15 protein-coding genes and 2 pseudogenes are annotated in these 13,276 nt (G+C 50.2%); 5 read left to right on the forward strand and 12 right to left on the reverse strand.

Annotated elements, in window-relative coordinates; genetic code table 11:
* The 12 genes and pseudogenes from Q0R37_RS11795 to Q0R37_RS11850 all read right to left on the reverse strand — a co-directional run.
* Positions 1 to 465: pseudogene (locus Q0R37_RS11795) on the reverse strand (bifunctional 4-hydroxy-3-methylbut-2-enyl diphosphate reductase/30S ribosomal protein S1); the annotation flags it as partial.
* Positions 458 to 1,093, reverse strand: coding sequence for a lysophospholipid acyltransferase family protein (locus Q0R37_RS11800; protein ID WP_294754683.1), 636 nt, complete (start codon positions 1,091 to 1,093; stop codon positions 458 to 460). The pseudogene Q0R37_RS11795 and the gene Q0R37_RS11800, both read right to left, overlap by 8 nt.
* Positions 1,094 to 1,100: 7 nt before the next feature.
* The gene (locus tag Q0R37_RS11805; RefSeq protein WP_294754684.1) at positions 1,101 to 1,541 is read right to left on the reverse strand and encodes a GNAT family N-acetyltransferase; all 441 of its coding nucleotides are present in this window, start codon (positions 1,539 to 1,541) and stop codon (positions 1,101 to 1,103) included.
* The gene (gene cmk, locus Q0R37_RS11810) at positions 1,541 to 2,203 is read right to left on the reverse strand and encodes a (d)CMP kinase (protein WP_294754685.1); all 663 of its coding nucleotides are present in this window, start codon (positions 2,201 to 2,203) and stop codon (positions 1,541 to 1,543) included. The genes Q0R37_RS11805 and cmk overlap by 1 nt, the downstream gene beginning before the upstream one ends.
* A 43-nt stretch (positions 2,204 to 2,246) precedes the next feature.
* Entirely contained in the window at positions 2,247 to 2,765 is a 519-nt protein-coding gene (locus Q0R37_RS11815; RefSeq protein WP_294754686.1) for a putative ABC transporter permease, read from the reverse strand.
* A 15-nt stretch (positions 2,766 to 2,780) separates the two neighbouring features.
* A complete protein-coding gene (locus tag Q0R37_RS11820) occupies positions 2,781 to 3,140 on the reverse strand; it encodes a YccF domain-containing protein (RefSeq protein ID WP_294754687.1) in 360 nt (119 codons plus the stop codon).
* A 51-nt stretch (positions 3,141 to 3,191) separates the two neighbouring features.
* Positions 3,192 to 4,409, reverse strand: coding sequence for an NAD(P)/FAD-dependent oxidoreductase (locus Q0R37_RS11825; protein WP_294754688.1), 1,218 nt, complete (start codon positions 4,407 to 4,409; stop codon positions 3,192 to 3,194).
* Positions 4,406 to 4,624 (reverse strand): DUF3006 domain-containing protein, encoded by a 219-nt coding sequence (locus Q0R37_RS11830; protein WP_294754689.1) that lies wholly within the window; start codon positions 4,622 to 4,624, stop codon positions 4,406 to 4,408. Before Q0R37_RS11830 ends, Q0R37_RS11825 begins: the two co-directional genes overlap by 4 nt.
* A complete protein-coding gene (locus Q0R37_RS11835; RefSeq protein WP_294754690.1) occupies positions 4,621 to 5,385 on the reverse strand; it encodes a ComEC/Rec2 family competence protein in 765 nt (254 codons plus the stop codon). Before Q0R37_RS11835 ends, Q0R37_RS11830 begins: the two co-directional genes overlap by 4 nt.
* A 101-nt stretch (positions 5,386 to 5,486) precedes the next feature.
* Positions 5,487 to 7,466, reverse strand: a complete 1,980-nt coding sequence (locus Q0R37_RS11840; RefSeq protein ID WP_294754691.1) for a YgiQ family radical SAM protein — start codon at positions 7,464 to 7,466, stop codon at positions 5,487 to 5,489.
* 178 nt (positions 7,467 to 7,644) lie between these two features.
* Entirely contained in the window at positions 7,645 to 10,233 is a 2,589-nt protein-coding gene (locus tag Q0R37_RS11845) for a DNA translocase FtsK (protein ID WP_294754692.1), read from the reverse strand.
* An 85-nt stretch (positions 10,234 to 10,318) separates the two neighbouring features.
* A complete protein-coding gene (locus tag Q0R37_RS11850) occupies positions 10,319 to 10,987 on the reverse strand; it encodes an ATP-dependent Clp protease proteolytic subunit (protein ID WP_294754696.1) in 669 nt (222 codons plus the stop codon).
* Positions 10,988 to 11,464: 477 nt separating this feature from the next.
* Here Q0R37_RS11850 and rpmG point away from each other — a divergent pair, with 477 nt between their 5' ends.
* The 5 genes and pseudogenes from rpmG to Q0R37_RS11875 all read left to right on the forward strand — a co-directional run.
* Positions 11,465 to 11,614, forward strand: coding sequence for a 50S ribosomal protein L33 (rpmG, locus tag Q0R37_RS11855; RefSeq protein WP_009984160.1), 150 nt, complete (start codon positions 11,465 to 11,467; stop codon positions 11,612 to 11,614).
* Positions 11,615 to 11,632: 18 nt separating this feature from the next.
* The gene (gene secE / locus Q0R37_RS11860; RefSeq protein WP_294754693.1) at positions 11,633 to 11,866 is read left to right on the forward strand and encodes a preprotein translocase subunit SecE; all 234 of its coding nucleotides are present in this window, start codon (positions 11,633 to 11,635) and stop codon (positions 11,864 to 11,866) included.
* Positions 11,867 to 11,891: 25 nt separating this feature from the next.
* On the forward strand, positions 11,892 to 12,419 hold the full coding sequence (nusG, locus tag Q0R37_RS11865) for a transcription termination/antitermination protein NusG (protein WP_294754694.1): 528 nt from the start codon (positions 11,892 to 11,894) through the stop codon (positions 12,417 to 12,419).
* 93 nt (positions 12,420 to 12,512) lie between these two features.
* Positions 12,513 to 12,938, forward strand: coding sequence for a 50S ribosomal protein L11 (gene rplK, locus Q0R37_RS11870; RefSeq protein ID WP_294754695.1), 426 nt, complete (start codon positions 12,513 to 12,515; stop codon positions 12,936 to 12,938).
* 127 nt (positions 12,939 to 13,065) lie between these two features.
* Positions 13,066 to 13,276 (forward strand): annotated as a pseudogene (locus tag Q0R37_RS11875) (50S ribosomal protein L1); the annotation flags it as partial.

A 13,276-nucleotide genomic window follows, 5' to 3' on the forward strand; every position in this document is an offset into this window, starting at 1 on the left:
ATAATTTTTTTCAAAAAAGTCTTTTAGCTCAAAGTTGTCCTTGAAAACCATGCAATTTTCGTCACAATGACCAACTATGCCTTGCACCTCAGGATGATCTCTGTCACCTGCGATAAGAATAAAGTACCCTTCCGCGGACTTTTCTGCCACTATCTTATGTATGCGCGACACAAAGGGACAGGTGGCGTCGAGCATCCTGTTGCCCTTTGCCTGTATCTGATCGTATATTTCCTTTCCTACGCCGTGTGAGCGGATAACTACCGTCTCATCGGGCTTCAGCTCGTCAACGGTCTCGATTATCCTTGCGCCCTTTGCCTGCATATCATTGACAACGTCCTGATTATGTATGATAGGACCGAGAGTAGCCACATGGGTATTGTTTTCGAGCTCGCCGTAGACCATTTTCACGGCTCTGTCAACTCCGAAGCAGAAGCCTGCGGATTTTGCCACCGTTACCTTACTCATCAGCCTTATCCTCCTTTGTATCGTCTGACGCTTCTGGCTCGCCCTCAACGAGGAGCTTTATATCCGCCATATAGCGGTTCTTGAGCTTTACGAGCTGACGGGGATTGGGAGTATCGCTTATCTCGCAGTATTCCTCGGGATCAATGGGCCTGCCGAATTTTACGGTGAGGGGAGTGCGGAATTTCAGCTTTTCTCCGTAGCATATACCAACAGGGATTATAGGCTTGTCTGCCTTCACTGCTATGAGAGCAGCGCCTGTGTGTCCCTTGCCCACCTTGCCGTCCTTTGAGCGCGTACCCTCGGGGAATATCATAAGGCTGCGGCCGCTGCCGAGCCTTTCAATGGCTGTGTCGATAACACCCGTATCGCCCTTTCCGCGGGCAACGGGAAAAGCTCCGAGGGAGCGTATGAGCCATGCGAAAAGCTTGTTGCGGAAGAGCTCCTCCTTTGCCATAAAAGCGAATCTGCCCCGCGCTCCGCAGCCGAGGAGCGGCGGATCGGCGTTGCTGCGGTGATTGCAGGCGTATATAACTGTTGTGTCTGTTGGTATGTTTTCTTTTCCTTCAAAGTGAAGCTTGTACATTATTTTGAAGTATATGAGTACGGCAAATTTTGCTAAATAATACATATTGTTCTCACCTCTGTAATTGTTTTGTCATTCTGAAACGGCTGCCATTGTCGTCGGAGACTGTATAGCCCAGCCTTTTGTAAAGCCTCAGTGCTTTTTCGTTTGAGCATTTAACATGGAGCATGGCAGTCGGAATTTTTTTTTCGATCCCGTATTTTTCGGCAAGTGCCATAAGCTTTGTGCCTATGCCTCTTCCGCGGTATTTTTCCGTCACTGAAAAGTCGTCGAGATAGATGTACTCAGTGAATACCGCAACAGAGAGGTATCCGATAACTTTACCGTCTGCCTCGGCAGCATATATGATATCGTCGTTGTCGGAGAAGAATTCAAGATAGCTGACATCGTAATTATCTGCTTCCTCTTCACCGACGCTTCTCAGCATTTCGCTGAAAAGCTCCTTAATGACAGGGATATCGTCACATACCGCCTGTCTGAAAATAATATCCATCAGCCAATCTTATCCTTTATGACCTTTACGATAGCGGCTGCGGACTCCTCTAAATTCAGCTTTGTTGTGTCCACGAGCACTGCGTCCTCAGCCTGCTTCAGGGGAGCTGTCTCACGGTGCATATCCTGATAGTCACGCTTGATTATATCGTCAAGTATCTCCTGATATGTGGGACAGCCGGGCTTTTCAAGGAGCTCCTTGTAGCGGCGGTTAGCGCGTTCCTCGGCGGAAGCCGTAAGGAATATCTTTACGTCCGCATTGGGGAGGACTACCGTGCCGATATCTCTTCCGTCCATGATAACATTATTCTCGCGGGCTATCTTCTGCTGAGTCTCAAAGAGATATGCTCTTACTGCGGGTATGGCAGATGTGCGTGAAGCAGCCATTGATATCTCGGGAGTCCTGATAAGGTCGGAAACGTCTCTTTTGCCGAGGAAAACTCTCTGTGCGCCGTCGATGAACTTAAGTGATACCTCAGCCTTTTCGAGGGAAGCCTCGATATCCTTGTCGGCTATTTTGTTCTCGGTTATGTAAAGAGCGATAGTACGGTACAGAGCGCCTGTATCAACATAGATGTAGCCAAGCTGTTTTGATACCATTTTGGCGATAGTGCTTTTTCCTGCGCCTGCAGGTCCGTCGATTGCGATATTTACGGTTTTCATTTTAAAACTCCTTTATTTTATGGGCAAAAGCCCGTATTAGCTGTTATCTGAGGTTCTCTGCGGCAGAAATGACACTATCTGTGAGTATCCCTGCTGTGAGGAACAGTCCCGCCCCGAAGCATACAGGCTCGGGAAGCCTTTCGCTGAGCTTTTTCGACAGAGGGTGCAGCATATAGAAATATGCCACAGCCATGATGCCGAATATTGCGCTCGAGATAAGGCTCGACCTGTCAAGTATTGAGAAATACCAGGTCTTATATGTCCAGAACTGCTTGTGGAAGATGAATTCGAGGAGGTATGAAGCTCCCAGCTCAAAAACCGTGGTTATTACGGTTGCCGCTGCGAATATGAACAGCGGATGCCTCTTTTTACGCAATATGGCAAGGAGTATGAAGGCTCCGAAAGCGTATATTGGTATTATGGGCAGATGCAGCATACCTCGGTTTTCAAAGCGTCTGAACATTATCCACACCGTGACGACCTCATATATCCAGCCTGCAAGTCCTGCGGCTGTAAATTCAAATACATAGCGGAAGAAAGTCCGCGAAAATTCCTTTTTCATGGCATTTCCGTGAGCTCACTTCACTTCCGCGCCGAAGGGCATGAGTGAAAGCTTTGCTATCTTAAACATCTGCAAACCAAAGGGGATGCCGATGATCGTTATGCAGAGCAGCAGACCGAACACCGCGAATTCGGCAGCCATTTCGATACCGCCGAATATGAGCCAAAGTATGTTTATCAGCAGTCTCACGGGACCGCCTCCGTATTCAACTGTTTTGCCGAAGGGAGCAAAGGTCAGCTTCGCCATTTTGAAGCACTGCGTTCCTATGGGTATACCGACTATGGTCAGACACCACAGCAGCCCTATGACGAGCCAGCTGAGCCCGCCGATAAATCCCCCACAGATCAGCCATAATAAATTGCCTAAACACCCCATTTTATCCCTGTCCTTTCTTTATTGAGCAGTACGCGCCTCAAAGCACCGCACTCACATATTCAGAGCGGCTGTGTATGCCGTCGAAAAAGCTATCTGCAAATTGAAGCCACCCGTGTATGCGTCAACGTCAATGACCTCTCCCGCAAAGAAAAGACCGCTGACGAGCTTTGACTCCATGGTTTTCGGGTTTATTTCCTTTGTGGAGACTCCGCCGCTGGTGATTATGGCTTCATCTATAGGTCGGAAGCCCGATATCCTTACAGGGAACGCCTTTATGAGCTCCCCGAATTTCCGCCGTTCTTCCTTTGTTATGCCGTTTATCTTGCGCTCGGGAGCGATCCCCGACAGTTTTACCGCAGCGGGTATCAGCTTTGCGGGAAGGAGCTTCCTTATGCCGTTCTGAAAGTCGCGGTTGAGATTTTCGGCAAAGTCCCGCTGTATGCGGGCGTCAAGCTGCTCGGGTGACAGCGCAGGCTTCAGGTCTATGATGAGCCTGTACCTGTTGGGCTGCATATCCCGTATATGAGAGCTGGCACTGAGCACTAGAGGTCCAGAAACGCCGAAGTGAGTGAACAGCATTTCGCCCATTTCGCTGTATATGGACTTGTTTCCGTCCATGAGGTCAATGGTGACATTGCGTAGGGAAAGTCCCATCATCTCGGCACAGTATTTATCGGGGGAAACCAGAGGAACAAGGCTGGGCTTCAGCTCAGTTACCGTATGCCCGAGAGACTGTGCAAGAGTATAGCCGTCCCCTGTAGAGCCCGTTGCGGGATAGGACTTTCCGCCGCAGGCTATGAGCACCGACTGTGAGCGGTATTCCTCGCCTCCTGCGGAAACTCCGCAGACAGCGCCGTTTTCGGTGAGTATCTTCGAGACGCGCTTGTTTATGACCTTAACGCCCAGCTTTTTCATCTCTTTTGCGAGAGCGTCGGCGATATCGTCCGCCTTGTCGCTTACGGGGAAAACTCTGTTACCCCGCTCTGTTTTCAGCGGTACGCCAAGCTCTTCAAAGAAACTCATGGTGCTTTCCGCGTCAAAGCTTGCAAAGGAGCTGTACATGAACCTCGGATTTACGGGGATATTTTTCATATGCTCCTCTGTGGAGCTGTTATTGGTGACGTTGCAGCGGCCTTTGCCCGTTATGCGGAGCTTTCTGCCAAGCTTTTCGTTCTTTTCAAACAGCAGCACCGTTTTTCCAAACCTTGCCGCATGGACTGCCGCAAAGCAGCCTGCCGCGCCGCCGCCGATTATAATAGTATCGGTCATTGTTTATCTTCCTTTATGAGCCTTTTCAGCCTTTCGCGGACCTGTTTCCGCTTTTTTTCGGCGGCTTTCCTGTCAGTGACATATCTGCCGTCTCTGAGTAACACCGCATCTCCCTCCGCGGCATCGGGCGGAAGCTCGCTTTTCGGGATTATGACAGTGCCGCTTTCGTTTACAAGTACGGCATAACCGTTCTCAAATCTGTCTATGACTGTCATTTGCCGTTCCTTTCGGTAGTGACCGACAGCTTGCTGCCGTCGGACTCAAAAACTATATTTCCGCATATATCCGTGCGGTATATCTTGTCTGTATAGGAGCTGAGCCTTTGCAGAGTGATATCCGAGGGATGTCCGTAGGGATTTTCAGCCCCGCAGGAAATCACCGCTGTCTGCGGACGTATCATGTCGAGAAATTCGGGAGAGGATGAATGGGAGCTGCCGTGATGACCTGCCTTGTAGAGCGTGACTTTTTGCAGCCTGTCGCCCGAAAGCATGGCGTATTCCGCTTCATATTCCGAGTCTCCCGTGAGGAGAAAGCTGTTGTCTCCGTGCCTTATCAGCAGGCTTACGGAGTAATTGTTGAGTTCCTCATACATGATGCCGTCGGGGGACACTATCTCCGCACTTGCTTTGCCCAGCTCAATAACTTCGCCCGCCTTGGCTTCGCGGATACTGAGATCTTTTGCCTCGCAGCTTTCAAGGAACTTGTCGAAGAATACCGCTGTGGGGAGCTGCTCGTCGGGAATATGAGGGATTATCACCTCGCCGATGTCGAATGTGTCTATTATACGAGCCATACCGCCCATGTGGTCGGAATGGGGATGAGTTGCAATGATATAATCGAGCCTGCCTACACCGAGGCTCCTCAGGCAGCTCACCACATGGGATGAGACTGAGTATTCGCCGCAGTCAACGAGCATAGTCACGCCGTTTGCGGCTATAAATGTGCAGTCACCCTGTCCCACGTCAATGAAGTGCATAACGAGCTTGTCCTCATTTGGGAACGTGTGGGGCGGCTTTCGGAAGAACCACCACCCTGCGAACAGCAGTGCCGCTATGAGCAGCAGTCTGCCTATGGCTCTCAGTGTTTTCTTTTTCCGCTGTTTGCGTTCTTTTTCGCGCTTTTCTGCGAGTTCCCGAAGGAGCTGCTTCTGGTACGCTGTGAGTTTGTATTTCTCTCCTGCTGCCTGAACGAAGCTCTCTGTGTCTTTGAAGTATTTTGACGTGACTTGTCACCGCCCTTTCGGGGAGTATTGCTCTGTCCGCGGGAGTCGCCTTCGATAAGACATTTCGGTGATGAACCTATAAGGTCACGCCGTCCTGCGGCTTTAAGGGCTTCAAGGACTATCTCCCTGTTCTGCGGACGGAAGTACTGGAGCAGAGCCCGCTGCATAGCCTTTTCCTTCGGAGTTTTGGGAACGTAGACCTTTTCGAGGGTGTACGGGTCGAGCTCCGTGTAGAACATAGCCGTGGATATAGTACCGGGGGTAGGGTAGAAGTCCTGCACCTGTTCGGGGCGTATCTTGTTTTCCTTCAGGAACAGCGCAAGGTCTATGGCTTCATTCAGCGTACTTCCTGGGTGTGAGGACATAAGGTAGGGGACAAGATACTGCTCCTTTCCCATGCCCTTGGTTATTTCGTAAAAGCGCTTCTGAAAGCGCTTGTAGGCTTCGATATGGGGCTTGCCCATTTTGTCGAGGACTACCGCCGAGCAGTGTTCGGGAGCGACCTTGAGCTGACCGCTTACGTGGTGCAGTATAAGCTCCTTCATGAACTCGTCGTCCTTGTCCTCGATGAGGTAATCGTAGCGTATTCCCGAGCGTATGAATACCTTTTTGATGCCCTTTACCCTGCGTATCTTACGCAGCATGGACAGGTATTCCGTATGATCGACCTTAAGTGCGGGACACGGTGTGGGAGCAAGGCATTTCTTTCCCATACAAAGTCCCTTTGTGATCTGTTTGTCACAGGAGGGACGTCTAAAGTCCGCCGTAGGGCCGCCTACGTCGTGTATGTAGCCCTTGAAATCGGGCATTTTAGTTATTCTTTCCGCTTCTGCCAGTACGGACTCCACACTGCGTACTGTGACCCGTCTTCCCTGATGAAGAGCTATGGAGCAGAAATTGCAGTAGCCGAAGCAGCCGCGGTTATGGGTTATGGAGAAGCGCACCTCCTCGATACCGGGGACTCCGCCCAGCGCCTCGTAGGACGGGTGTATCGCACGGGTATACGGGAGCGAGTAGATATGGTCGAGCTCCTCAGTGGTAAGGCTGTATGCAGGAGGCAGCTGAACGAGCATGAGCCTGCCGTGGCGCTGTATTATGGCCTTTCCGTAGACCTCGTCCTGCCAGTCGTACTGTATCTTTACCGCCTTTGCGTATTCGACCTTGTTATCGCGCACCTGTTCAAAGGAGGGGCACTGAGCAGCTCCTATTGGAGTATTCACGGGCTCTGTCAGATAGCAGGTGCCGCGAATATCGTGGATTTCGTGAATGTTTTCCCCGTTTGCAAGCCGTGTGCAGAGCTCCTGCACCTGATGCTCGCCCATGCCGTACATGAGGAGGTCGGCGCCGCTGTCAAGGAGGACGGAGGGACGCACAGCGTCGTCCCAGTAGTCGTAATGTGCGAAACGCCGCAGAGAGGCTTCGAGCCCGCCTATGGCTATGGGAATGTCTCCGAAGTATTTACGGAGCTTCTGACAGTACACTATAACTGCACGGTCGGGGCGTTTGCCTGCGGCTCCGCCTGCTGTATATGCGTCGTCGGAGCGCTTTCGCTTGGCGGCGGTATAGTGAGCCACCATTGAGTCGATATTGCCTGCGGTGACGAGAAAAGCGTACTTCGGCGCTCCGAAGCGTCGGAAGTCCCTGTCCGTATGCCAGTCGGGCTGGGAGATGATACCTATGGTGAAGCCCATGCTCTCTATAAGACGGGTAACGATAGCCGCACCGAAGCTGGGGTGGTCAACGTAGGCATCGCCTGTTATGTATATAAAGTCGAACTGATCTATGCCAAGCTCGTCCATTTCTTTTTTTGTCGTAGGCAGAAAGCCCTCATACATGGTATCACCTCCTGTAAATCCAAATTTTGCTTTGCAAAATTATGATTTGAGCCGTTAGCTGTTAGCCTTACGCAACAAATAACATGAACACTCTGTAGGGGCGCACAGTGTGCGCCCGAATATGAAACATTAGTATGCGGGCGAACAATGTTCGCCCCTACAAGCGTTGAATTTTGATTTATTCGTCCATTCTGCGGAGCCGCCATTCGTCGTACTGCATTTTCGACATGAGCACCTTTCTCGGCTTAGCGCCCTCGCTCTGTCCGATAACTCCGCGTTCTTCCAGCTCGTCCATTATACGTGCCGCTCTTGCGTAGCCGAGCTTGAGCTTCCTTTGCAGCATTGAAGTTGAGAGCTGTCCCGCGTCAACAGCTACCTTGATAGCTGCTTCCACTATATCCTCGTCGCTTCCGCCGCCTGTGGAAGCGGAGCTGTCAGCTCCTGACGAGCCGTTCTGAGACTGTGTGGAATACATCTCAACATCGTTTGTGATATTGGGATCGTATCTTACTTCTCCCTGCGCCTTTATATAGCGGACTGTCTCTGCTATATCCTCATTTGAGGAGAAGCAGCCCTGTACACGGACGGGCTTTCCCGCGCCTATAGGCATATACAGCATATCACCGTTGCCGAGGAGCTTGTCTGCTCCTGCCATATCAATAATAGTACGGGAGTCTATCTGCGACTTTACCGAAAGCGCGATACGGCTCGGTATATTGGCTTTGATAAGACCTGTGATAACGTCCGTTGTGGGTCGCTGTGTCGCAACTACAAGGTGCATACCTGCGGCACGTCCCATCTGAGCGAGACGGCAGATGTAGTCCTCAACGTCCTTGCCCGCGACAAGCATCATATCGGCGAGCTCGTCGATAAATACGACTATCTGCGGCATGGGAGTGAGATCGCCGTCAACGGCTGCGAGTTCATTGTATGAGCGCAGGTCATTGGCACCTGCCTCTGCGAAGAGGTTGTATCGGCGCATCATTTCGTTTACTGCCCAGCACAGAGCGCCTGCCGCGCGTTTGCAGTCGGTGACGATAGGTATTAGCAGATGCGGTATATTCTCGAATATCTTGAATTCGACTATTTTCGGGTCAATGAGTATGAGCTTTACCTCGTCGGGAGTTGCGTTGTAGAGTATGCTCATTATTATAGAGCGGGTGCAGACGGACTTGCCCGAGCCCGTTGTACCTGCAATGATCACATGAGGCATTTTAGCAATATCTCCGAGAATGATGTTTCCCGTGATATCCTTTCCGACAGCAAAGGTCAGCTTGCTCTTTGAGTCCCTGAATTCGGGAGAGGCTATCATTTCGCGGAGAGTTACCGTGTCCTTGGTGGTGTTAGGTATCTCTATTCCCACAGCAGCCTTTCCCGGAACGGGAGCTTCTATACGGACTCCCTGAGCCGCAAGACTGAGGGCGATATCGTCCTCAAGTCCCTTTATCTTCGAGACCTTTATTCCGGGACCCGGCTGTATCTCGTAACGGGTTATGGACGGGCCGCGGAATATGTCCTTTATCCTTACCTCAACGCCGAAGCTTGAAAGAGTGTTCTTGATGACCTCAGCCTTTTCGCGCATTTCCTCAACGGCTTCCGCTCGGTTCGAGCGCACCTCGGGGCGCGTGAGTATGTCGATAGGGGGGAGTATGTATATGGGCTTTTCCTCAACGGGTTCTTCCTCTTCTTCAATGATCTCTTCCTCGGGAGTATCGGGCTTGCCGTCGGCTGCCTTGCTTATGAGCTCCTCAAGAGCCTCGTCGGACATCTCTTCCTCTTCATCAGTAACCTCTTCGGCAGTATTCTCCTCGATTATGGGAGCTTTTTTGCGTTCGGCTTTAGGCTTTGATGCAGGAGTAGGCTCAATGTCTATGTCGATAGAGCTTCCGTTGTCGTCGCCGTAGCTGTCGTGGACTATAAGATGATCCGTAGGAAGCGGTATATCGAGAAAATATCCGTCGGGAAGCGCTTCCACGGCTTTTTTGTTCTGAGCCTTTCTTTCCGAGGGCTTCTGCGGGGATTTCCTTGTATTTGCAATATTTATAGCTTCAAGGTCAGCATCGAAGTCGCGCTTTTCCTTGTCGTCGTCAAGGTCGTCGTCAAAGGCGTCAACGAATTCACCGCCCACAAGCATATTCTGCAAGCCGTTGAAGCACCTGCCTATGAAAACGAAGGGCGTTGCAAGGAGCTTGAGGAACTCTATGAGTCCGCGTCCCGAAAGGAGCATACCGAACACGAAAAAGAGCACCAGTGATATGAGCCTTGCGCCGAGAGTGCCGAAGAACTTCAGCAGCGGACCCGCAATGACCATGCTGAGTATACCGCCGCTTTTCAGCTTTGTGCCTTCCTCGTAGAGTATCCTGAAATGGCCGCTGACGGTGCTTCCGGGGATACGTCCCACAGCGAATATCTGATAAGCGGCGCTTGCAAGGAATATCATTGCGATACACCATACCGTTCTGCCGCTGATATCCTTTTTGGTCTGCTCACTGCCAAGCTTTATGGCTGTATAAATAAGTATGACGGGTATGAGAAATGCCGCTATGCCGAAGCAGCCAAGCAAAAGGTCATGGAGCTTCAGCCAGCCCTTTGTGCCCTTGACAAGCACCATGAGGGCAGTGAGTACGCCGATTGCAAAGAGCAGTATGGACCAGAGCTGGTTGCTCTCGTTCTGGGGAGCTGCCTTTGCATTGCTTATAGGCTCCCTTTTGGGAGCTTCGGGCTTCCTGCCTTTGGAAGCCGTACTTTTCTTCTTTGTTTCTGCCATATATGCCTCCGTTTTGTTCTATGTAGCCGTACCGTAATGATAACACATTTTCCGCGCAAAAAAGCGCGTATCGGCACAGCTGCGGTCAGTCCGCGTATCTTTTTTCTGTGTTTTCGATCATTTCGTACAGACAGTCCATAGCCTCGCCGAGACTGCCGACACTGTCGATAAGTCCCAGTTCTACGGCTTTTTCACCCTCAACAACGCTCCCCACATCAAGGACGAGCTCCTCCGTGTTCATCAGCAGAGTGCGGAAGTCCTTCTCGGTGATACTGCTGTTTTTCGTGACAAATCTCACTATCCTGTCCTGCATTTTGTCAAAGTAGGAGAGAGTCTGCGGTACTCCGAGGACTGTCCCGTTCATGCGGACAGGGTGGATAGTCATGGAAGCCGTGGGTACAATAAACGAGCGTTTGGCGCTTACCGCAAGGGGAACGCCTATGGAATGTCCGCCGCCGACAACAAGTGATACCGTGGGAGTCCTCATGCCTGCGATAAGCTCCGCAAGGGCAAGACCCGCTTCCACATCGCCGCCGACGGTATTGAGTATGATGAGCAGTCCCTCAACGCTCCTGTCCTGTTCGATAGCAACGAGAGCGGGGATTATATGCTCGTATTTTGTGGTCTTGTTCTGCTCGGCGAGCACATAGTGCCCCTCTATCTGTCCTATCACTGAGAGACAGTGTATCAGGTGCTTTGAGTTCCTTGCTGCGGCTTGTCCGCTCTCGCGGATAAGCTCGGCTTCGTCGAGCATTTCTTCGGCGGTATTGCCGCCTTTGCGTTCATCTGACAATGTATACACCCCCGAAGCTATTCTGTGCAGCTTTCACAAGCATATACATTATTTATTATATACCTTTGCTGACCGAAAGTCAATAGCTCAGCGCGGACTGCCTTACGCCGCCGGCGAATAACGGTACAAACACGATGAAACCGTGTAGGGTACGATGCCTGCATCGCCCCGTGTCGTTTCGGTTAAATTGTCGGGCTGATGTGGGCATCAGCCCCTACAGTACGTTTATGTTACATAATCAATTTGGCGTGGGCGGCGGGACGCCGCCCCTACTAAAACTAAGAACTAAAACTTTCTTTCAAAAAAGGCTTGACTTTTCTATTTACATATGTTATAATATCAGTACCTCGTTGGGGGTTTATTTTTTTGTCCCTGTGCGAGGGAGGCAAACAACCTACCTTTGGTAACAAAGGAAGTAATAATTCAGGAGGTGCCGATATGAGAGTAAAGGTTACTTTAGCTTGTACAGAGTGCAAGCAGCGCAACTATGTTTCCAAGAAAAACAAGAAGAATGACCCTGACAGAATCGAAATGATGAAGCATTGCAAGTTCTGCAGAAAGCATACTCTTCATAAGGAAACAAAGTGATCGGAAGGAGTATTTTTTATGGCTAAGGATACAAATTCCGAAAAGAAGTCCGAGAAAAAAGAAGTCGGAAAGATCCGCAAATGGTTCAAGGACCTCAAAGTAGAATTCAAAAAAGTGGTCTGGCCGACCAAGAAGACAGTTCTCAATAATACCTCAGTAGTTCTGAGCGTTATCGTGGCTGCTGCAATTCTTGTCGGTGCGATAGATCAGGGCTTTTACTTTGCACTGCGTTCGATCTACAACGCAGGCTAATCTATAGGAGATCAGGAGGAGCAATATGTCAGAAGCAGCTAAGTGGTATGTTATCCACACATATTCAGGCTATGAAAATAAGGTAGCCCAGAATATTGAAAAGGTCGTAGAAAACCGCAAGCTTCATGAACTTATCCAAGAGGTCAGAGTTCCTACAGAAAAAGCTACTGAGATCACAGACGGAAAAACAAAGGAAGTAGAGCGTAAGACCTACCCGGGCTACGTTCTCGTAAAGATGATAATGAACGACGATTCATGGTATGTCGTAAGAAATACCAGAGGCTGTACAGGCTTCGTCGGACCTGCTTCAGAGCCCACACCCCTTTCGGATGAGGAAGTTCAGAAGCTCTTCGGCGTTGATACCGATACCGTTACCGTCAACTTCAAGGTGGGCGATAATGTCCGTATCTCGGGTACCGCTATGGACGGCTTTATCGGAGTTGTTCAGAACATCAATCTCGACGACCGCACCGTAGATCTTCTTGTATCAATGTTCGGTCGTGAAACCCCCACTACATTGCCTGTAAATCAGGTTATAAAGGTGGAGGACTAATTCAGGTCAAAAAGAATCCGCAGTATGGATTCAGTGGGAGAGGTAAAATAATTCTTGCCTCGCCATTTACCACATTTATGGAGGTGCGAATACATGGCACAGAAAGTAGTTGGCTACATTAAGCTTCAGATCGCAGCAGGAAAGGCTACTCCTGCACCGCCTGTTGGTCCGGCACTCGGTCAGCACGGCGTAAACATCATGGCATTCACAAAGGAATTCAACGAGAGAACAAAGAACGACATCGGTATGATAATCCCTGTTGTTATCACTGTTTATGCAGACCGTTCATTCTCGTTCATCACTAAGACTCCGCCCGCAGCAGTCCTCATCAAGAAGGCTTGCAACATCGAAAGCGGTTCAGGAGTTCCGAATAAGACTAAGGTCGCTAACATCACTAAGGAGCAGATACAGAAGATCGCTGAGACAAAGATGCCTGACCTCAACGCAGGTTCACTCGAGGCAGCTATGAGCATGATCGCTGGTACAGCTCGTTCAATGGGCGTTGTAGTTGTTGACTAATTAATTTTTGAATGATGAAGTGGGATAGATGTTATCCCGTTCAGAGTTCTATTGGTGGGAGGAAAATTCCGCTAATCGGGCAAGCTATAAGCTTCCCGGTATTACCACTTAAATAGGAGGAAATATAATGAAACACGGCAAAAAATATGTCGACAGCGCAAAGGCTGTTGATTATGCAAAGCAGTATGATTCCACAGAGGCTCTTGACCTCGTTTGCAAGAATGCAAAGGCTAAGTTCGATGAGACTATCGAGGCTCACATCCGTCTCGGCGTTGACTCAAGACACGCTGACCAGCAGGTAAGAGGCGCTGTTGTTCTCCCTAACGGTACAGGTAAGA

It is taken from the genome of uncultured Ruminococcus sp., assembly GCF_946415235.1.
In the GTDB taxonomy this organism is placed as follows: domain Bacteria; phylum Bacillota; class Clostridia; order Oscillospirales; family Ruminococcaceae; genus Ruminococcus.

Coding starts and splice junctions, on each gene's coding strand:
- secE (WP_294754693.1), top strand. CDS start 11,633: ATGGCTAAGGATACAAATTCCGAAAAGAAGTCCGAGAAAAAAGAAGTC.
- rplK (WP_294754695.1), top strand. CDS start 12,513: ATGGCACAGAAAGTAGTTGGCTACATTAAGCTTCAGATCGCAGCAGGA.
- Q0R37_RS11850 (WP_294754696.1), bottom strand. CDS start 10,987: ATGCTCGACGAAGCCGAGCTTATCCGCGAGAGCGGACAAGCCGCAGCA.
- Q0R37_RS11815 (WP_294754686.1), bottom strand. CDS start 2,765: ATGAAAAAGGAATTTTCGCGGACTTTCTTCCGCTATGTATTTGAATTT.
- Q0R37_RS11805 (WP_294754684.1), bottom strand. CDS start 1,541: ATGGATATTATTTTCAGACAGGCGGTATGTGACGATATCCCTGTCATT.
- nusG (WP_294754694.1), top strand. CDS start 11,892: ATGTCAGAAGCAGCTAAGTGGTATGTTATCCACACATATTCAGGCTAT.
- Q0R37_RS11830 (WP_294754689.1), bottom strand. CDS start 4,624: ATGACAGTCATAGACAGATTTGAGAACGGTTATGCCGTACTTGTAAAC.
- Q0R37_RS11835 (WP_294754690.1), bottom strand. CDS start 5,385: ATGCACTTCATTGACGTGGGACAGGGTGACTGCACATTTATAGCCGCA.
- Q0R37_RS11840 (WP_294754691.1), bottom strand. CDS start 7,466: ATGTATGAGGGCTTTCTGCCTACGACAAAAAAAGAAATGGACGAGCTT.
- Q0R37_RS11825 (WP_294754688.1), bottom strand. CDS start 4,409: ATGACCGATACTATTATAATCGGCGGCGGCGCGGCAGGCTGCTTTGCG.
- Q0R37_RS11800 (WP_294754683.1), bottom strand. CDS start 1,093: ATGTATTATTTAGCAAAATTTGCCGTACTCATATACTTCAAAATAATG.
- Q0R37_RS11845 (WP_294754692.1), bottom strand. CDS start 10,233: ATGGCAGAAACAAAGAAGAAAAGTACGGCTTCCAAAGGCAGGAAGCCC.
- Q0R37_RS11820 (WP_294754687.1), bottom strand. CDS start 3,140: ATGGGGTGTTTAGGCAATTTATTATGGCTGATCTGTGGGGGATTTATC.
- cmk (WP_294754685.1), bottom strand. CDS start 2,203: ATGAAAACCGTAAATATCGCAATCGACGGACCTGCAGGCGCAGGAAAA.
- rpmG (WP_009984160.1), top strand. CDS start 11,465: ATGAGAGTAAAGGTTACTTTAGCTTGTACAGAGTGCAAGCAGCGCAAC.